Genomic DNA, 18,149 nt, shown 5'->3' on the forward strand with positions numbered 1-18,149 from the left:
TTCAGGTGGACCAGCTGGGGAGCCCCCAAGGTCGACCTCCCGCGACCACAGGCGTGCGAGGCCTGCGGCGGGACCGTGCCTGCTCTCACTCTTGCGACGCCTCGCGAGCGCGCCCCTCGTCAGAGCAGATCTAGGGCAACGATATAGCCAAGGTTATCCGCCCTGTCAAGAACAAAGTGAGAACATAACATCGCCTTTCCCCCTGCGCCCTCATCCTGAGGAGCGAAGCGTCTCGAGGTCCTGGACCGTGTCCGGGCACGCGGGCGCCTTGCCCTCTGAACGATCCTTCGAGACGCCGCCTTTGGCGGCCCTCAGGATGAGGCCGGAGGGTGTTGGCACGGAAGGCGTGAATGGCCGGCCTTGTGCCGGCCATGACGATGGAAGGTGTTCACTCGCGGGCAAGCAGGCCGGCAATGGTGAGATCCGCGCGGATCACTCCACCGCCCAGGGATAGGTCCAGGTCTCCGTCAGGGCCTTGTTGCCGGCGCGCAGGAAGGCGCGGAGATCCGTGGATTGGCCCGGCTCCAGCTTCACGTCGATGGCCGCCCTGAAGCCGTTCGTGTGGCTGTTGGGCATGATGAAGGTATTGGTGATCTGCCCGGTCGATGTGGAGGGGACCAGCTGCACCTGCTCCGGAGCGCCGAGATAATAGGCCAGGTTGCCGCCCGCGAAGTCGATGATGAAGCGGCGGTGCCCCTGATCGCTCGGCGCGTTCGACCCGCTGGCGCGGGGAGGGGTCTGGAAGGTGTTGATCACCTTTCCGCCCGTATGCATGGCGCCGATCGCCGACAGGGCCCGCAGGCGATAGGACAGGACGACCTCCTGTCCGGGCTCGAACGGCCGGTTCGGCTGCCAATAGGCCACGATGTTGTCATGGGTCTCGTCCGGCGTCGGAAGCTCGACCAGCTCGACCCAGCCCTCGCCCCATTGCCCGATGGGCTCGACCCAGTAGCCGGGGCGCTGGTGGTAATAGGCCTCGATGTCCTGGTAGTTCTCGAACACGCGGTCGCGCTGCATCAGGCCGAAGCCGCGCGGGTTCTTGTCGCTGAAGGACGAGATCGTCTTGCGGGCCGGGTTGCGCAGGGGGCGCCAGATCCATTCGCCCGCTCCGGACTGGATGAGAAGGCCATCCGAATCGTGGATCTCGAGGCGGTAATCGTCCGTGGGCTTCCGGTCGTTCTCGCCTTCGAAGAACATGGAGGTGAGGGGGGCGACGCCCACATTGGCGATAGGCTGGCGCGGGAACAGCGTTGCCGTAACGTCCAGGGTCGTTTCCTTGGACGGGTAGACCTCGAACCGGTAGGCGCCGGCGACCGACGGACTGTCGAGGAGGGCATAGATGATGGCCCGCTCGTCGTTGGGCTTGGGCATCTCGATCCAGAATTCGCGGAAATGCGGAAACTCCTCCGCTTCGCCGCCCTCCACGTTGATCGCGAGGCCGCGCGCCGAGAGGCCGTATTTCTGGTTGGCGCCGAGGAAGCGGAAATAGCTCGCGCCCAGGAAGGCGATCAGCTCGTCGAAGACCTTCGGGTTGTTCAGGGGGTAGTGGAGGCGAAAGCCCGCGAAGCCGAGATTGACGGGCAGCGGCCGCTCGATCTTGTTGCGGCCGTAGTCGAACAGCTCCCGCTGATAGGGGATCGGCGTCGGGACGCCGTCGCGGATGACGTTCACCGTCACGGGCTGCTGGTAGAGGAAGCCGGGATGGAAGAGCTGCATCCGGAACGGCCCGTTGCCGGAGCCGAGCAGGGCCTTGTCCGGACGGAAGCGGATGTCCCGGTAATCGTCGAAGCTGAGCCGGTTGAGCGGCTCCGGCAGCTGCACGTTCGGCGCCTCGTAGGGCACGGCCGCGAGCTCCCGGGCCCGTCGCCCCACGTCCTCGTGGCGGAAGGGACTGGGCGCCGGCACGCCGTTCTGCTGCTGCTGCGCCCAGCTCTGCCGGTTCAAGGCGGGCAGCGCGGTGGCCGCGAGCAGGCTTTGCAGGAGGATACGGCGGGACAGGTTCGTCATGGCTGCGGAACGTTCTCGTCTAAGAGGAAGATGGCCGAAAGTCAGGCTTTGGAATATGGGCCCGGATCGTCATCCGTGTACCTGTCCCGCTTAATGGAGGCTGAATGGTGATGCGGGCAAGACACAGGTCCCGGCAGGGTTAAAAAAATCCTCGGAAGGCCCCGAAAAGCTCTTGTGATCCCTGGCGAATATGCTTATTTCACCCCTGCCCAATTTCGCACGTGCCTGTGGTCGCGTGCCGGTTGGTGGGCATCCGGACAAGAGGCCGGACAGCCGCCCGAGAGCGTCCTAGCTCTCGATACCCCTAACCGGCAGCCGGAGGCGAAAACCGGCGCACCCCGTTCTCAACGGGGGACGCGACTTAAAGCAACGACGAACGGGCTTTTTTGGTCTCGTTGGCCCTCCAAAGGTCAACACCGAAGAGGCTTGTTTATCATTGCCAGGCGTGCGGATGGAGTATCCCCATCCAATCCAAGGCAGCATCGTCGGGTGAAGAACCCATCGCCGCTTCTCGTGTCTCCATCGCACGAAGCGGGATGTCGTCTTCCCTCGCTGACGCCGGACGGCAGGAGTTCCTGATCGTCTGAATTTCAATCCGGAGGCTTGAAGACCTCCATTGAACCTTTGGTGGGGAGAGCGCCATGACTCAGCGCATCCGTGAATTCCTGCGCAACCGACGTGAGGACGGCCCGTGCGTGGTCGTCGACCTCGAGGTCGTGCGCGACAACTACTCGAAGTTTGCCCGTGCGCTCCCCGACACGCGCGTGTTCTACGCCGTGAAGGCCAACCCGGAGCCGCAGGTGCTCAAGCTCCTGGCCGAGCTCGGCTCGTGCTTCGACACGGCGTCCGTGGTCGAGATCCAGCTCGCGCTGGATGCCGGCGCCACGCCCGAGCGCATCTCCTTCGGCAACACGATCAAGAAGGAGCGCGACATCGTGCGCGCCCTCGAACTCGGCGTGCGCCTTTATGCGGTCGATTGCGAAGTCGAGGTCGAGAAGATCGTGCGTGCGGCTGCCACGGCCGGCATCGACGCGTCCGAGGTGAAGGTGTTCTGCCGCATCCTGTGCGACGGCGCCGGCGCCGAATGGCCGCTCTCCCGCAAGTTCGGCTGCGTGCCCGAGATGGCCGTGGACGTGCTGGAGCATGCCTATCGTCAGGGCCTGGAGGCTTACGGCGTGTCCTTCCACGTGGGCTCGCAGCAGCGCAACACGGAAGCCTGGGATCAGGCTCTCGGGTCCGCCTCTGCGATCTTCCGTGAATGCGCTCATCGCGGCATCCACCTGTCGATGGTCAACCTCGGCGGCGGCTTCCCGACGAAGTACCTGAAGACGGTTCCTCAGGTGGAAGCGTACGGCGAGTCGATCTTCCAGGCGCTGTCGAAGCACTTCGGCAACCGCATCCCGGAGACGATCATCGAGCCGGGCCGCGGCATGGTCGGCAATGCGGGCGTCATCGAGGCCGAGGTCGTTCTCGTCTCGAAGAAGAGCCGCGACGAGGAGGAAGTGCGCTGGGTCTATCTCGACATCGGCAAGTTCGGCGGCCTCGCCGAGACGATGGACGAGTCGATCCGCTACCCGATCCGCACGGAGCACGACGACGACCGCATGGTGCCTTGCGTGCTCGCGGGTCCGACCTGCGACTCGGCCGACGTTCTCTACGAGAAGGAGCCTTATCCGCTCCCCGTCTCGCTGGAGATCGGCGACAAGGTGCTGATCGAGGGTACGGGCGCCTACACGACCACCTATTCGGCGGTCGCGTTCAACGGCTTCCCGCCGCTCAAGTCCTACGTGATCTAACTCACGTCCCGCCTGCCTCGTCGAATGAGGCAGGCATCAACCTCAACAGAGTTGTCCCGGACGGCCTGTGAGCAATGATGCTCACAGGTGCGAGGGCTGTCGCTCACCCCACGTGTTTTGGGAGGCCACGGCCATGATCACGATCCGCGAAGAAATCTTCCGCGATGTCGAGGCGCGCGAGGCGCTGCTCGATGCCTGCTTCGGACCCACCCGGTTCCAGAAGACCTGCGAACGCCTGCGCGAGGGCAGGATGCCGGCCGACGGTCTGTCCCTGGTCATCGACCGGGACGGCGAGATCATCGGCACGGTGCGCCTCTGGCACATCTCGGCCGGTCCGAATCGTCCGGCCCTGATGCTCGGGCCCATCGCCATCGACCCGTCCGTGCAGAGTCTCGGTCTCGGCGGCAAGCTGATGCGCGAGGCATTGAAGCGCGCGGCCGATCTCGGTCACAAGGCGGTGCTGCTCGTGGGCGATGCGCCCTATTACGAGCGCTTCGGCTTCTCGACGGACAAGACCGGCTCCCTCTGGCTGCCGGGTCCCTATGAGCGCAACCGCTTCCTGGCGCTCGAACTCGAGACGGGAGCACTCGCGGGTGCCCGCGGGCTCGTATCCGCCACCGGCGCCTTCGAGCGGAAGCCCGATCTCGGCGTGCTCGTCGCCGCCGCCGCGCAGGGTGCGCTGGCGGGCCTTCGTCCGGCGCTCTGAGGCCGTCTATCCCTCCGAGGGCCGCACGTTTGCAGCCCTCGGATCGGGCAGCGCCAAGCAGGCATGTCGTCGTCATCGCACCTTCGTCATCCGCAGGGAAATTTCCCTTTGGCTCTCACGAGGAGCCGCAGCCATTGACCCCGGGGGCTCCTCAATCCTAGATGCGCCCGGAACCGTTCACCCCGGAGACCTCTCGTCCTGTTCCAGGACCCCGCAAAGGAGAATTATCGATGACCACTTGGCCCATCCACGGCCGCATCACCGGCCCGATCGTCATGATCGGATTCGGTTCGATCGGTAAGGGCATGCTGCCCCTGATCGAACGGCATTTCGAGTTCGACAAGAACCGCTTCACGGTCATCGATCCTGTCGACACCGATCGCAGCATGCTCGACGTGCGCGGCATCACGCTGGTCAACAAGGCTCTCACACCCGAGAACTACCGCGAGATCCTGACGCCGCTGCTGACCGAAGGCGGCGGGCAGGGTTTTTGCGTGAACGTTTCGGTGGACACCTCGTCCCGCGCCATCATGGAGCTCTGCCGCGAGCTCGGCGCCCTCTACGTCGACACCGTGGCCGAGCCTTGGGCGGGCTTCTACTTCGACAAGAGCGCAGGCCCGGCTGAACGCACCAACTACATGCTGCGCGAGAACATCCTCGATGCGCGCCGCCAGTCGCCCGGCGGCCCCACGGCGGTGAATTGCTGCGGCGCCAATCCCGGCATGGTGTCCTGGTTCGTGAAGCAGGCGCTGCTCAACATAGCCAAGGATACGGGCCTCGACGTCGAAGTGCCGAAGAACCGCGAGGAATGGGCCGCGCTCATGCAGCGCGTGGGTGTGAAGGGCATTCACGTCGCCGAGCGCGACACGCAGCGCGCCGAGCATCCCAAGCCCATGGGCGTGTTCGTGAACACCTGGTCCGTGGACGGCTTCGTGTCGGAGGGCCTGCAGCCGGCGGAGCTCGGCTGGGGCACGCACGAGACGTGGATGCCGGACAACGCCCGCACGCACGACAAGGGCTGCGGCGCGGCGATCTACCTGCTCCAGCCCGGCGCGAATACCCGCGTGCGCAGCTGGTGCCCGACGCCCGGTCCGCAATACGGCTTCCTCGTCACGCACAACGAGGCGATCTCGATCGCGGATTACTTCACCGTGCGCGACGGCGACAAGGTCGCCTACCGTCCGACCTGCCACTATGCCTATCATCCGGCGAATGACGCCGTGCTGTCGATGCACGAGATGTTCGGCGCCGCCGGCAAGTTCCAGGGCAAGCAGCACATCCTCACCGAGGACGAGATCGTCGACGGCATCGACGAACTCGGCGTGCTGCTCTACGGCCATGCCAAGAACGCCTATTGGTACGGCTCGCAGCTTTCCATCGAGGAAACCCGCAAGCTCGCGCCCTACCAGAACGCCACCGGCCTTCAGGTGACCTCCGCCGTGCTCGCCGGCATGGTGTGGGCGCTGGAGAACCCGAACGCAGGCATCGTGGAAGCCGACGACATCGACTTCCGCCGCTGCCTTGAGGTGCAGCTGCCTTATCTCGGTCCGGTGAAGGGCTATTATACGGATTGGACGCCGCTCGACGACCGCCCCGGATTCTTCCCGGAGGACATCGACACCTCCGACCCGTGGCAGTTCCGGAACATTCTGGTGCGCTGACCGATTCGTCGTGCCCGGGCCGAGCCCGGGCACGACCAATGGAAGGAACCGGCATGCCTCATTTCGAGGAATTCTACGCCAACAAGTTCCGCGGCGGGCTCGGCCTCACGGATGCCGAGAGCGTGCTCGACCTGCGGGGCGTCTCGCGTGAAAAGGCGGAGGCATCGATCAAGGACATGCTGGAGCGCAGCCGCTTCGCGGCGCCGAAAGCGGTCGCCATCCGCCTCGACCCACCGCCGGAAGGCGGCGGCGAGACCCTGTTCCAGCCGGTCGGCAAGGCCCTGCTGGACGCCAAGAAGCGCGGCTGGATCGACCGGCTGCAGACCCTGCCGGCCCAGGACGGCCTGGGGTTCTACGTGGTGCTCGCCGGAAAGCCGGAGCGCGAAGCTTAAGCGATCGCGATATTTGTGTGGGGGCTCGCTCAGGCCCTCGCAGGATGCCTGGGCCGTCGCCACAGGCTGCGGAGGAAGCCCGCCAGCAGGAGCAGGCCGCCCCACAGGACGACGAAGCCGGCTGCGCTCGAAAGGACCCCTTCCTCAGTGACGGGCAGGGCCGGCTCGAAATCGCGATAGACCGCCTCCATCACGTCCTGGTCGCCGTCGCGAACCATCAGGGCGATCCGGCTGAAGGGCCCCGCCTGCATCATCGCGCCGCGATGGGCCTCCAGCCTCCCCAAGCGCTCCACATTGGCCTGCATGGCCGCGCCCTGCCGGCTGACGAAATCGTCCGTGTTGGAACGCAGGCGGGCTATGGCACTCGCCTGGGTCTCGCCGCTGGCCTGGGCATCCGCGTCGAAGCGCGTGATCACCTGCCGCAATTCGTCGATGGCGCCCCCGAGGCGCTGACGGTATTGCTGCGCGAATTCGGGCCCCTGCGAGGCGACGATGCCGCCGCACAGGCCCATCCCGAAGGCGACGATGCGGATAATCCTGGACACGCTTGGCCTCCCTAAAGGTCAAGTGCCCTGATGATATCTTGTTCCGTGACCTCGTCGAGAGGCTTGGCGATCTTGAGCGCCTGGGTCTTCTTGCCGGGCTCCATCACCAGGATCACGGTCTCGATCCCGGGGCAGCCGGGATCGTTGCAGGCGATTTCATTGACCGCGAAGGCGGTGTCGGGCGCGACCTCGAGCGCCGTGCGGGCGAGGTCCTTCACCCGTTCGATGGCCTGCCTGTCGGGTTTCGGGAGGCCGAATGTTCCTCTCAGGAACGCGCCTAGCAACGCCACGGGCGACCTCACGGCAGGGTCAGGATGCCGGCCTGGCCGTCCTCGCAGCCGAAGGCGAGGCGCCGGCCAGCCTTGTCCCAGGCCATGGCCGTAATGCCGCTGTCCTTGACGGCGGGGCGGACCAGAAGCTCCGAGGCGTCGTTGAGACGGATGAGCAGGATGCAGCCGTCCTCGTAGCCGACCGCCAGCACGAGGGTGTTCGGATGGAAGGCCACCCGGCTGACCTTGGCCGGGCGCACGCCGCATTCCCGCGGCGCCTTGCCCATGGGGCCTTCCTTCGATTCGAAGGGCCAGATGATGGCCGCCTCGGCCCCGGAGGTGGCGAGCCATTTGCCGTCGCCCGACCAGGAGAAGGAGCGCGTCTTCGACGGGTAGCCGCTCATGCGCATATGGCCCTTGTCGGGGATGAGCCGCCAGCCGTGGAGGGCGTTCTCCTGCATGGAGGTCACCACGAAGCGGGCATCGGGCGACCAGGTGATGTCGAGATGGGAGCCCTTCCATTCCAGGGATTCGGGCTTGGCTTCCACGTTGGGGAACCAGAGCGTCGCGCCGTTGTAATGAGAGATCGCCAGCCGGTAGCCCTTGGGCGCGAAGGCGAGGCCGCGAGCCGCGGAGGGAACCTCGAGGGTCTTCTCCCGCCCCTTGTCGTCGCGGGCGATCACGCGCTTGCCGACCCCGTAGGCGAAGGCGCCGCCCGCGCTGACGGCGAGCGAGTCGATCCAGGCGCCCTTGGTTTCCGCCAGGGTCTTCGTCGAGCCATCGGAGCCGGTGACCGCCACGCGACCGTCGTCTCCGCCGGTGACGAAGCGCTCGCCGTCGCTTGCCGCCACCAGCACACCGGCGTCCGGATGGGCCTCGACGCGATGGCTCTCGCCCTCCTTGGCCAGCAGAACGCCGCCGTCGCCGAGGCCGAAGGCGGCCGTGCCTTTCAGCCATCCGACGGCCGTGACATGTGCGCCCGCCGCGAGAGGCGTCACGTTCTGGGTCAAGGACGGGGCGGTTCCAGTACTCATCGAGGCGATTCCTTCATGCGCGCTGCCATATAGCATCGGACCCGCCAGGGGACACCACTTGCGGGTCCGATTCCTCAGCCGTCAGGCCGCGCAGGCCAGGAATCCTTCCTTGATTGCCTTCTCGTTCAGGTCGCGGCCGATGAAGACCACCTTCGAGGTGTGCTTCTCGCCGGGCTTCCACTCGCCCTGCACGTCGCCGTCCAGGATCATGTGGACGCCCTGGAAGACGAAGCGCTTGGGCTCGTTCGGGAACGCCACGATGCCCTTACAGCGCAGGATGTTCGGTCCTTCGACCTGGGTGAGGTTCGAGATCCAGGGCATGAACTTCTCCGGATCCACCTCGCCGTCGATGGCGACGGAGACGGACTGCATGTCCTCGTCGTGGTGATGGTGATGGCCTTCCTCCAGGAAGTCCGGCTCGATCTCGATGATCCGGTCGAGGTCGAAGGCCTTGCGGTCGAGCACCTCGGAGATCGGGATCGCACAGTTCTGGGTGCGGTGGACCTTGGCGTAGGGGTTGATGGCGCGGATCCGCGCCTCGACCTCTTCCAGCTCCTTCTCTGAGACGAGATCGATCTTGTTGAGGATGATCACGTCCGCGAAGGCGATCTGGTTCTTCGCCTCCGGGGCGTCCTTCAGCCGGTCGGACAGCCACTTGGCGTCGGCCACGGTCACCACCGCGTCGAGGCGGGCGGTGTCGGACACGTCCTGGTCCATGAAGAAGGTCTGGGCCACGGGGGCGGGGTCGGCGAGGCCCGTGGTCTCGACGATGATGGCGTCGAACTTGCCCTTGCGCTTCATCAGTCCGTCGAGAATGCGGATCAGGTCGCCGCGCACGGTGCAGCAGATGCACCCGTTGTTCATCTCGAACACTTCCTCGTCGGCGCCGACGACGAGCTCGTTGTCGATGCCGATCTCGCCGAATTCGTTGACGATCACGGCATATTTCTTGCCGTGCTGCTCGGTGAGAATGCGGTTGAGAAGGGTGGTCTTGCCGGCGCCGAGATAGCCTGTGAGGACGGTGACGGGAATCTTGTCGGTCATCGGAGCTTCCAGAAAAATTGGGTGTCATCCCCGGCGGCCTGCTTGGCAGGCCGGGAAGGGGATCTAGGCGCAGGTGGGTCACCTTACCTGGATTCCCTTCCCTCGCTGCGCTCGCCGGGAATGACACCAAGCGCCGCAGCGATCAGGGCTTTCAGCGCGACAGGGCCGCGCTGAAAGCCCTTATATTGTGTCTCATCATATCAATGTAAGTGGCAGCGGGGCCGTTCTCGTCCGAGAGCGCATCGGAATAGACCCGCTCTCCGATCCTCGCGCCGGTTTCCTTGGCGATGCGCTCCATCAGGCGGGCGTCGGAGACGTTCTCCACGAAGACGGCGGTGATTTTCTCGCGCCTGATCTGCTGGATGATCCTGGCCACGTCCCTGGCGGAGGCTTCCGACTCCGTGGAGACGCCCTGAGGGGACACGAAGTCGATGCCGTAGGCTGCCTCGAAATAGCGGAAGGCGTCGTGGGAGGTGATCAGCTTGCGGCGCTCAGGGGGGATCTTGGCGACGAGGCTCTTCACCTCCGCGTCCAGCGCGTCGAGCTGCGCGAGGTAGGAGGCGGCATTGGCCTCGTAGGCGGCCTTGCCGGTCGCGTCGGCGGCGATCAGGGCGTCGCGGATATTGGCCACGTAGATCTTTGCGTTGCCGATGCTCTGCCATGCATGGGGATCGGCGCCCCCATGGCCGTGATCGCGTTCCTTCCCATGGCCGTCGTCTTCGCCCGACAGGGGCTTGATGCCCTGGGCGGCCTCGATCGTCACGGCTTTCGTGCCGGAGGATTTCACGAGGCGATCGATCCAGCCTTCGAATTTCAAGCCGTTGGTGAAGACGACCTTCGCCTCGGACAGGCGCCGCCCGTCGGCGGGCGTCGGGGAATAGACATGCGCGTCTCCGTTCGGGCCCACGAGGGTCGTGACCTCGACCCGCTCGCCGCCGACGTTGCGCACCATGTCGCCGAGGATCGAGAAGGTCGCGACGACCTTCAGCTTCTCGGCATTCTGCGCCGCCGCCGGCAGCGACGATGCGGCAAGGGTGAGGCCTCCTGCCAGAAGGGAGAAGGCCGCTCTTCGCGTCAGCATGAATCTTGATCCTTTTAAGGGGTCAGGCTTCCAGGTGCCTGCCGGGCCATGCGAGCCACAGCAGGCCGCCCTCGCGCCCGAGCACGAGGGACATCACGTAGACGGCGCCGGCCGAGAGGATGATCGCCGGCCCGGCGGGCAGCTCCGCGTGGAAGGAGAGCAGGAGACCGCACAATCCGGACAGGATGCCGATCAGGACGGAGGCCAGCATCATCAAAGTGATGTCGCTCGTCCAGAAGCGGGCGGCGGCGGCGGGGAGCATCATCATGCCGACGGAGAGCAGGGTTCCGAGCGCGTGAAAGCCGCCGACGAGGTTCATCACGACGAGCCCGAGAAAGATCAGGTGCGTCGGCGTGCCGGCGCGGCTCACGGAGCGCAGGAAGACCGGGTCCACGCATTCGAGCACGAGCGGCCGGTAGAGCACCGCGAGCGCCAGGACCGTGATGGTCGAGATGGAGGCGAGCAGCAGCAGCGTGTGGTCGTCGAGGGCCAGCACGGTGCCGAAGAGCACGTGGAGCAGGTCCACGTTCGAGCCGCGCAGCGACACGATGGTGACGCCGAGCGCCAGGGACAGGAGGTAGAAGGCCGCCAGCGACGCATCCTCCTTCAGGGAGGTGAAGCGGGAGACGAGGCCCGCCGCGACCGCGACGATCACGCCCGCGAACAATCCGCCGATGGTCATGGCGGGAAGCGAGAGACCGGCCACGAGATAGCCCACGGCCGCGCCGGGCAGGATCGCATGGGCCATGGCGTCGCCGGTCAGGCTCATGCGGCGCAGCATCAGGAAGACGCCCACGGGCCCGCCGCCGAGCGCGATGGCGATCACGCCCACGAGGGCGCGCTGCATGAACTCGAATTCGGAGAACGGTGTGTAGAACAGGTCGAGCATGGATTGGATTCCTCACGCGACGTTGCGGTGGCAGACATCCGCGTGCGGATCGTAGGCCTCGACCATGTGCCGGGCCTTCAGGAGGTTCTCCGGGCTCAAAACCTCGATCGTCTCGCCCCAGGCCACCGGTTCGCGGGCGATCAGCAGGGTCTGCGGGAAGGCGCGCCTGACCATGTCGAGATCGTGCAGCACGGCGACCACGGTGCGGGATTCCGCATGCCAGCGGCGCACCAGATCGAGCAGGTCGGCCGTGGTCTTGGCGTCGATGGCCGTGAACGGCTCGTCGAGCAGGATCACGGGAGCATCCTGGAGCAGCAGGCGCGCGAAGAGCGCCCGCTGCATCTGTCCGCCGGACAGGGTCGAGATCGGACGGCGCTCGAAGCCGGTCAGGCCCACGGCCGCCAGCGCGTCGTCGATCCCGGTGCGGTCCTGCCGGGAGATGCCGCCGAACAGGCCGGAGCGGGACCAGAGGCCCATGGCCACGAGATCGTAGACCGAGAGCGGAAAGGAGCGGTCGATCTCGGCGGCCTGGGGCAGGTAGGCGATGCCCCGCGAGGCCTGGCACCGGATATGGCCTTCGAGGGGCTTGAGGGTGCCGACGATGCCCTTGAGCAGGGTGGACTTGCCGGCCCCGTTGGGCCCGACCACGGCCATCAGGCAGCCGGCCGGGATCTCCCCGTCGAGGTGGTGCACGGCGGGCCTGCGGCCGTAACCCAGGGTTACTTCATCGAAACGGATGGCGGCCGGTGCTGCGGACATGCGTTACCCCATCACCGCGAGGACCAGTATCCATAACCCCGCCACCGCAACGGCCGTAGCGGCCAGGCGTTGCCCGACCGAGAGGCGCAGGAGCGAGAAGGTCGGAGCGGCGGCGACTGCCCGTTGCCCGTGGGAGCGATGATGATGGTGATGGCCATGCGACATGGCCTCTACATAGACCGGGTCGGCAGCCATTTCCAGGGGCGTATAGTATTTTATACGCCCCCATCAACCATATGGTTTATATAGGATATGTCAGAACGCCGGGTGGTATTGGTAGAGCCAGGTTTCGCTCAGGACCTCGTTCTCGTTGCGCAGGTAGCAGCGCATTTCCACCGGCTCGGTTCCGTTGACGGTCAGGTCGAACTGGGTGCGCCAGTGGCCGGGCACGTTGTTGGGCACGGCCTCGGTGAGGATGTTCGAGAACTCGCCCCGGGAGGCGGTCAGCACGGGCCGTGGGATCACGCCGTTCGGCAGCTTGGTCAGGGGCTCGCCGAGGAATTCCACCATGAACTTGCGCACCCCCTTCGGCCGCACGGTACCGGCCTGCCCGCCATTGCCGAGGCGGGTGGCGACCACGCGGGCGAGCGGGGTCGGATAGGGCTCCTCCGCGGACCAGTGCATCTTGTAGCGAAGCTCGATGGCTTGGCCTGCGCGCACCAGCTCGGCCGGCACCCACATGGCCACGATGTTGTCGTGGATCTCGTCGTCGGTGGGGATCTCCACGAGCTGGATGGAGCCCCGGCCCCAGATGCCCTGCGGCTCGATCCAGAGGGAGGGGCGGCGGTCGTAATAGACGCCGTCGAGGTAATGGTCGAAGTTCCGGTCGCGCTGGAGCAGGCCGAACCCCTTCGGGTTCTCGTCCGCGAAGGCCGAGGTGATGATGCGCGGCGGGTTGTTGAGGGGCCGCCAGATCCGCTCGCCGGTGCCGGTCCACATGGCAAGCCCGTCGGAATCGTGGATCTCCGGGCGCCAGTCGATGGCGGTGGTCTTCGACTTCTCCGAGTACCAGTACATGGAGGTCAGGGGCGCGAGGCCGAGGCGGCTCACGTCCTGGCGCATGAAGACGGCGGCATCGATGTCCATGATGACGGCCGCCGCCCGCTGCATGATGAAACGGTAGGCGCCGGCGACGCTCGGGCCGTCGAGCAGGGCATAGACCGTGACCGTATCCTGGCCCGGTTTCGGGGTCTCGAAATACACGTGGGTGAAGTCGGGGAACTCTTCGTTCTTCCCGAAGACGGCCACGTCCACGGCCAGTCCGCGGGCGGAGAGGCCGTACTGATAGAGCTCGCCGATGGCCCGGAAATAGGAGGCTCCGAGGAAGGCCACCCAGTCGTTCTTCTTCCAATCGAGCTTGCCGTTGCGCGATTCCTGGAAGCGGAAGCCCGCGAAGCCCGAATTGTCCGGCAGCTTCCGGGCCGGTGAATCCGCCGGCATGTCGAAATAGTCGCTGTCGTAGATGATCTCGCGCTCCTGGCCGCCCTCGACCACGTGCATGCGCACCGGCTTCTGGAAGAAGCGACCCAGATGGAAGAAGGTGACGGGGAACTCGCTGGGACCGTTGGCCCAGAGCGCCAGGTCGGTCTTGAACCGGATCTTGCCGTGGGCGTCGTAATCGATCTGGGCCAGCACCTCGGGAGAGGGGCTTTGCGGCGCCACATAGGGCGAGCGCGCCATGTCCTGCGCCCGCTTCTTCAAGGCCTCGAACGAGAAGGGCGAGGGAATTCCCATCTTCAGGCCCTGCTGGGCCAGGGCGGCTCCTGAAAAGCCCTGCGCGGCGAGGGCGGCCGTGGCGGTTGCGGTCTGGAGAAAGCGGCGGCGATTGATCATGGATAAGCGCATGTGTCTGTGGAAGGACGCACCCCTACCGACCAAGGTGGCAGGATTAAGTCCCTCTTAGCCTCTTGAGAAATCTTCGTCAGCGGTCAATGTTGGCCCACACACAGGCACAGCGACAGCCAGGCCTTCAACTTAGGGAGTACGCCATGTATCGAACAGTCATGCGCCGCGTCGTCGGCGCAGCGGCCGCCATTGCGCTTGCGGGCGCCAGCGTTCCGGCCCAGGCTCAGGATTTCATCAACGTCCTGACCGGCGGTACCTCGGGCGTCTATTATCCGATGGGCGTCGCTCTCTCCAAGATCTTCACCGAGAAGGTCCAGGGTTCCCGCCCGTCGGTCCAGGCCACGAAGGCATCGGTGGAAAACCTTACGCTCCTGCAGCAGGGCAAGGGCGAGATCGGCTTCACCCTCGGCGACAGCCTCGCCATGGGCTGGGCGGGCGACGAGGAAGCCGGCTTCAAGAGCAAGCTCGACAAGCTGCGCGGCGTCACGGCCATCTACCCGAACTACATCCAGATCGTCGCGACGCAGGAATCCGGCATCAAGTCGCTCGCGGACCTGAAGGGCAAGCGCCTCTCGGTCGGCGCGCCGAAATCCGGCACCGAGCTCAATGCCCGGGCGATCCTTCAGGGTGCGGGCCTGACCTACAAGGATCTGGGCAAGGTGGAATACCTGCCCTTCGGCGAATCGGTCGAGCTGATGAAGAACCGCCAGCTCGACGCCACCCTGCAATCGGCCGGTCTCGGCGTCTCCTCGATCCGCGATCTGTCCACGTCGGTGCCGATCGTCGTGGTGGAGATCCCGGCCGCCGTCGTGGAGAAGGTCGGCACGCCCTACATCAAGGCCACGATCCCGGCCAACACCTATGGCGGCCAGACCGCTCCCGTCCAGACGGCCGCCGTCGTCAACTACCTGGTCACTCATTCCGGCGTGAAGGACGAGACCGTCTACCAGATGACCAAGGCGATCTACGAGAGCCTGCCGGAGCTTGCCGCGGCCCATGCGGCCGCCAAGGACATCAAGCTCGAGAGCGCGCTCGCCGGCATGCCCGTCCCGATGCATCCGGGCGCGCAGCGCTATTTCGATGAGAAGGGCGTGAAGAAATAAGGCTCCTAAACCCTTCGGATGATTTACATCCAGGCCGGGGCGGGTGAACTGCTCCGGCTTTTTCATGCCAAGAAATTTTAGTCTAAAGGAGAGACCACGCCATGAGTCAGGGTGTGAACGCATCTGAGGTCGCAACGCTGGAGGCGCCGTCGACGCCGGTAGCGAACCCGGAGCACGGTCTCCCGGAGAATTTCGGCGCGGGCCTTCTCGGCAAGCTCCTGTTCTGGATCGCGGTGGCCTTCTCCACCTTCCAGATCGTCACCGCCTTCGGCATCCCTCTCGACAGGCCGTTCTTCGCCAGCTTCTCGCTGATTCATCTGATCGGCGCGGCCTTCGTGGCCTGGGCCGGCTGGCTCGTCTTCCTCCACCTCCAGGGCCGGAGCGTCATCGGCGGGGTGCTGGCCCTGATCACGCTCGCAGTGACCTACGGGCTCATCCTCAAGTTCCCGGGCGGCCTGCCGAGCCAGGTGGTGCGTGCGATCCATGTGGGGTTCCTGAGCCTCGTCGCGGGCGCCATGCTGGCCAACCACAAGGCCCGCAGCCCCGCCACCGTGGCACTCGGCTGGATCGTCGGCCTCACCGGATTCGGCATCGGCCTCTATCACTGGGGGCTTTACGAAGAGCTCCTGGTGCGCGCCGGCGAACTCACCCAGGGCGACATGATCGTGGGCATCGCGGCCATCGCGATCCTGCTTTATCTCGTCTGGCGCGTCATGGGGCCGGCGCTGCCCATCGTGGCGGGCCTGTTCCTCGCCTATTGCCTGTTCGGCAATTATCTGCCGGCACCCTTCGACCATCGCGGCTATTCCCTGGAGCAGGTGATCGAGCACATGTCCTTCGGGACGGAGGGGCTCTACGCCACGCCGACCCTGGTCTCGGCCACCTACATCTTCCTGTTCATCCTGTTCGGCGCCTTCCTCGAGCGCGCCGGGATGATCCAGCTCTTCACCGATGTGGCGATGGGCCTGTTCGGGAGCGCCACCGGCGGGCCCGCGAAGGTCGCGGTCTTTTCCTCCGCCCTGATGGGAACGATCTCCGGATCGGGCGTCGCCAACGTGGTCTCGACGGGGCAGTTCACGATTCCGCTCATGAAGCGCTTCGGATATCGCTCCGAATTCGCGGGCGGCGTCGAGGCGACCGCCTCGATGGGCGGGCAGATCATGCCGCCGGTCATGGGCGCGGTTGCCTTCATCATGGCCGAGACCATCGACGTGCCCTATGTCGAGATCGTCAAGGCCGCGATCATCCCGGCCATCCTGTATTATGCCTCCGCCTTCCTCGCCGTGCATCTCGAAGCCGGTAAGTCCGGGCTGCGGGGCCTCCCAAGGTCGGAGCTGCCGAGCGCCGCGCGGGCTCTCAAGGAGAAGTGGCACCTCATCCTGCCGCTCGCCGTTCTCGTCTACCTGCTGTTCTCCGGCTATACGCCGCTCTTCGCCGGCTCCATCGGCCTGGCGCTCACGGTTGTGCTCATCCTGGCCGGCTCCTTCGCGTTCGGCATCCTGAACCAGACCGCGCGCATCATCTTCTGGGTCGGGCTCGGCCTGATCGCCGGCACCTTCCTGTGGATCGGCGTCACGCTCGTCCTGGCTCTGGTGGCCCTCCTGGTCCTCGTAAGCCTGTTCGTCCGTGGCGGGCCCGAGACGCTGGGGGCTTGCCGCGATGCGCTGGCCGATGGCGCCCGCCAGGCTCTTCCCGTGGGTCTCGCCTGCGCGGTCGTCGGCATAGTGATCGGCACGATGACGCTCACCGGCATCGGTACGATCTTCGGCAATTGGGTCGTGTCCATCGGAAAGGATTCGCTCATCGCATCGCTGGTCCTGACGATGGTCGTCAGCCTGATCCTCGGCATGGGCATCCCGACGATCCCGAACTACATCATCACCTCGTCGCTGGCCGCTCCGGCGCTGCTGACCCTGGGCGTCCCGCTCATCGTCTCGCACATGTTCGTGTTCTACTTCGGCATCATGGCGGACCTGACGCCGCCGGTGGCGCTCGCGGCCTTCGCCGCGGCACCCATCGCCAAGGCGTCCGGCTTCAGGATCGGCTTCGCGGCCCTGCGGATCGCGCTGCCCGGATTCGTCATTCCCTACATGGCGGTCTACGATCCGACGCTGATGATGCAGCCCGTGCCCGGTCTCACCGGCGCCGCTTTCTGGGCGAACGTCGCCTACATGGTGGTGAAGGCGGGCCTTGCGGTCCTGCTCTGGGGCGCGGCCTCGGTGGGTTATCTCGGCACGAAGATGCCCTGGTGGGAGCGGCTTGCCGCGGCGGTGGCGGCGGCCTTCCTGGTCCTGGCGCTGCCGGTGACCGACGAGGTCGGCTTCGCTCTGGCGGCCCTCGTCCTGGGCTTCCACTTCTGGAGGTCCCGCCGGGTTGCCAAGCCCGCCGTCGGTTGATGATCTGCCTGCTCGCCGGCTCCACGATCGCGCCCCTGATGGCGGGCGCGATCACGCTCGCCTGGACGCATTCGGTCGAGAAGATCGTCTGGGAGGAGGATTGGCGCTCGACGCCGGCAGGGCTCGAACTCGTCGAGGCGCGGGTGCGCGGATCAGGCGCCGGGATGGAGCCGCCGCCCGAAGCCACGTTCGCCCACGGCGTCTGGTCATGGAAGCCGAGCCTGCCGCCGCAGGCCCAGGTGGTCATGCGCCGCTCGGGCGCAACGGCGGATTGGCGGATCTGCATCGCGGGCCGGTGCCGCCCGATGGACGCCTATGTGCCGCCCGCGGCCGATCCGGTCGTCATGAGGGCGTGTGAGAAGCCTTAAGCCCGCCCGGTCAGCGGCTCGGCCGAGACGCAGCGGCGCCAGAGATGGACCAGGGCGTAGACGGCGAACAGGCTGAACAGGACCATGAGGGCATAGCCGACATGCTCCCCGAGCTCGAACAGGCCCGCGATGGCCCAGCCGGCGGCGATCGCGACGCCGAAAACCTCCGCGCCGACCAGAACCATGATGCTCACGATGGTGATCACGTTGCGCCAGTTGGTGCTTTTCGCCTGAGCCACTTCTGCTAACTCCAG

The 18,149-nt window shown here is 65.9% G+C and carries 18 protein-coding genes; 7 read left to right on the plus strand and 11 right to left on the minus strand.

From position 1 onward, the window contains the following. Positions 1-432: 432 nt before the first annotated feature. Positions 433-2,007 carry an OpgD/OpgG family glucan biosynthesis protein gene (locus tag H0S73_RS06365; protein ID WP_181051360.1) on the minus strand — a complete coding sequence of 525 codons (1,575 nt, stop codon included), beginning with the start codon at positions 2,005-2,007 and terminating at the stop codon, positions 433-435. Positions 2,008-2,648: 641 nt separating this feature from the next. Between H0S73_RS06365 and H0S73_RS06370 the strand changes: the two genes are divergently transcribed. The 4 genes from H0S73_RS06370 to H0S73_RS06385 all read left to right on the plus strand — a co-directional run bounded on the left by H0S73_RS06370 (position 2,649) and on the right by H0S73_RS06385 (position 6,562). Further along, positions 2,649-3,803, plus strand: coding sequence for a type III PLP-dependent enzyme (locus H0S73_RS06370; protein ID WP_181051361.1), 1,155 nt, complete (start codon positions 2,649-2,651; stop codon positions 3,801-3,803). A 133-nt stretch (positions 3,804-3,936) separates the two neighbouring features. Further along, positions 3,937-4,509: a GNAT family N-acetyltransferase gene (locus H0S73_RS06375; RefSeq protein WP_181051362.1), complete on the plus strand. Its 573-nt coding sequence runs from the start codon at positions 3,937-3,939 to the stop codon at positions 4,507-4,509. 230 nt (positions 4,510-4,739) lie between these two features. Next, a complete protein-coding gene (locus H0S73_RS06380; protein ID WP_181051363.1) occupies positions 4,740-6,170 on the plus strand; it encodes a homospermidine synthase in 1,431 nt (476 codons plus the stop codon). Positions 6,171-6,223: 53 nt separating this feature from the next. Beyond that, entirely contained in the window at positions 6,224-6,562 is a 339-nt protein-coding gene (locus H0S73_RS06385; protein WP_181051364.1) for a hypothetical protein, read from the plus strand. Positions 6,563-6,591: 29 nt separating this feature from the next. On the opposite strand, the gene H0S73_RS06390 is transcribed toward H0S73_RS06385, so the two are convergent. From H0S73_RS06390 to H0S73_RS06430, 9 genes are all read right to left on the minus strand, one after another. Continuing rightward, positions 6,592-7,107: a DUF2937 family protein gene (locus H0S73_RS06390; protein WP_181051365.1), complete on the minus strand. Its 516-nt coding sequence runs from the start codon at positions 7,105-7,107 to the stop codon at positions 6,592-6,594. Between the two features lie 11 nt (positions 7,108-7,118). Then, on the minus strand, positions 7,119-7,397 hold the full coding sequence (locus H0S73_RS06395; RefSeq protein WP_181051366.1) for a hypothetical protein: 279 nt from the start codon (positions 7,395-7,397) through the stop codon (positions 7,119-7,121). A gap of 8 nt (positions 7,398-7,405) precedes the next feature. Beyond that, positions 7,406-8,410 carry a WD40 repeat domain-containing protein gene (locus H0S73_RS06400; protein WP_181051367.1) on the minus strand — a complete coding sequence of 335 codons (1,005 nt, stop codon included), beginning with the start codon at positions 8,408-8,410 and terminating at the stop codon, positions 7,406-7,408. A gap of 81 nt (positions 8,411-8,491) precedes the next feature. Beyond that, entirely contained in the window at positions 8,492-9,454 is a 963-nt protein-coding gene (locus tag H0S73_RS06405) for a CobW family GTP-binding protein (protein WP_181051368.1), read from the minus strand. Positions 9,455-9,605: 151 nt separating this feature from the next. Next, positions 9,606-10,535 (minus strand): metal ABC transporter substrate-binding protein, encoded by a 930-nt coding sequence (locus H0S73_RS06410; protein ID WP_181051369.1) that lies wholly within the window; start codon positions 10,533-10,535, stop codon positions 9,606-9,608. 22 nt (positions 10,536-10,557) lie between these two features. Beyond that, positions 10,558-11,424, minus strand: coding sequence for a metal ABC transporter permease (locus H0S73_RS06415; protein ID WP_181051370.1), 867 nt, complete (start codon positions 11,422-11,424; stop codon positions 10,558-10,560). A 12-nt stretch (positions 11,425-11,436) separates the two neighbouring features. Beyond that, positions 11,437-12,183: a zinc ABC transporter ATP-binding protein AztA gene (gene aztA / locus H0S73_RS06420; protein ID WP_181051371.1), complete on the minus strand. Its 747-nt coding sequence runs from the start codon at positions 12,181-12,183 to the stop codon at positions 11,437-11,439. Between the two features lie 3 nt (positions 12,184-12,186). Beyond that, positions 12,187-12,378, minus strand: coding sequence for a hypothetical protein (locus tag H0S73_RS06425; RefSeq protein ID WP_181051372.1), 192 nt, complete (start codon positions 12,376-12,378; stop codon positions 12,187-12,189). Positions 12,379-12,438: 60 nt separating this feature from the next. Further along, complete coding sequence (locus H0S73_RS06430; RefSeq protein WP_181051373.1) at positions 12,439-14,016, minus strand: OpgD/OpgG family glucan biosynthesis protein; 1,578 nt, start codon at positions 14,014-14,016, stop codon at positions 12,439-12,441. A 155-nt stretch (positions 14,017-14,171) separates the two neighbouring features. Between H0S73_RS06430 and H0S73_RS06435 the strand changes: the two genes are divergently transcribed. The 3 genes from H0S73_RS06435 (at position 14,172) to H0S73_RS06445 (ending at position 17,895) form a co-directional block, all read left to right on the plus strand. Beyond that, entirely contained in the window at positions 14,172-15,131 is a 960-nt protein-coding gene (locus H0S73_RS06435; protein ID WP_425488174.1) for a TAXI family TRAP transporter solute-binding subunit, read from the plus strand. A gap of 101 nt (positions 15,132-15,232) precedes the next feature. Further along, positions 15,233-17,527, plus strand: a complete 2,295-nt coding sequence (locus H0S73_RS06440) for a TRAP transporter permease (protein WP_181051374.1) — start codon at positions 15,233-15,235, stop codon at positions 17,525-17,527. Continuing rightward, the gene (locus H0S73_RS06445) at positions 17,527-17,895 is read left to right on the plus strand and encodes a DUF1850 domain-containing protein (protein WP_181051375.1); all 369 of its coding nucleotides are present in this window, start codon (positions 17,527-17,529) and stop codon (positions 17,893-17,895) included. Before H0S73_RS06440 ends, H0S73_RS06445 begins: the two co-directional genes overlap by 1 nt. Here the strand turns inward: H0S73_RS06445 and H0S73_RS06450 are convergent. Further along, positions 17,892-18,080 (minus strand): hypothetical protein, encoded by a 189-nt coding sequence (locus H0S73_RS06450; RefSeq protein ID WP_181054261.1) that lies wholly within the window; start codon positions 18,078-18,080, stop codon positions 17,892-17,894. The genes H0S73_RS06445 and H0S73_RS06450 overlap by 4 nt on opposite strands. Positions 18,081-18,149: the final 69 nt, after the last annotated feature.

The organism is Microvirga mediterraneensis, from assembly GCF_013520865.1.
GTDB lineage: Bacteria > Pseudomonadota > Alphaproteobacteria > Rhizobiales > Beijerinckiaceae > Microvirga > Microvirga mediterraneensis.

Coding starts and splice junctions, on each gene's coding strand:
- H0S73_RS06410 (WP_181051369.1), bottom strand. CDS start 10,535: ATGCTGACGCGAAGAGCGGCCTTCTCCCTTCTGGCAGGAGGCCTCACC.
- H0S73_RS06440 (WP_181051374.1), top strand. CDS start 15,233: ATGAGTCAGGGTGTGAACGCATCTGAGGTCGCAACGCTGGAGGCGCCG.
- H0S73_RS06450 (WP_181054261.1), bottom strand. CDS start 18,080: ATGGTTCTGGTCGGCGCGGAGGTTTTCGGCGTCGCGATCGCCGCCGGC.
- H0S73_RS06405 (WP_181051368.1), bottom strand. CDS start 9,454: ATGACCGACAAGATTCCCGTCACCGTCCTCACAGGCTATCTCGGCGCC.
- H0S73_RS06380 (WP_181051363.1), top strand. CDS start 4,740: ATGACCACTTGGCCCATCCACGGCCGCATCACCGGCCCGATCGTCATG.
- H0S73_RS06425 (WP_181051372.1), bottom strand. CDS start 12,378: ATGGCTGCCGACCCGGTCTATGTAGAGGCCATGTCGCATGGCCATCAC.
- H0S73_RS06370 (WP_181051361.1), top strand. CDS start 2,649: ATGACTCAGCGCATCCGTGAATTCCTGCGCAACCGACGTGAGGACGGC.
- H0S73_RS06445 (WP_181051375.1), top strand. CDS start 17,527: ATGATCTGCCTGCTCGCCGGCTCCACGATCGCGCCCCTGATGGCGGGC.
- H0S73_RS06415 (WP_181051370.1), bottom strand. CDS start 11,424: ATGCTCGACCTGTTCTACACACCGTTCTCCGAATTCGAGTTCATGCAG.
- H0S73_RS06385 (WP_181051364.1), top strand. CDS start 6,224: ATGCCTCATTTCGAGGAATTCTACGCCAACAAGTTCCGCGGCGGGCTC.
- H0S73_RS06365 (WP_181051360.1), bottom strand. CDS start 2,007: ATGACGAACCTGTCCCGCCGTATCCTCCTGCAAAGCCTGCTCGCGGCC.
- H0S73_RS06375 (WP_181051362.1), top strand. CDS start 3,937: ATGATCACGATCCGCGAAGAAATCTTCCGCGATGTCGAGGCGCGCGAG.
- H0S73_RS06435 (WP_425488174.1), top strand. CDS start 14,172: ATGTATCGAACAGTCATGCGCCGCGTCGTCGGCGCAGCGGCCGCCATT.
- H0S73_RS06430 (WP_181051373.1), bottom strand. CDS start 14,016: ATGATCAATCGCCGCCGCTTTCTCCAGACCGCAACCGCCACGGCCGCC.
- aztA (WP_181051371.1), bottom strand. CDS start 12,183: ATGTCCGCAGCACCGGCCGCCATCCGTTTCGATGAAGTAACCCTGGGT.
- H0S73_RS06400 (WP_181051367.1), bottom strand. CDS start 8,410: ATGAGTACTGGAACCGCCCCGTCCTTGACCCAGAACGTGACGCCTCTC.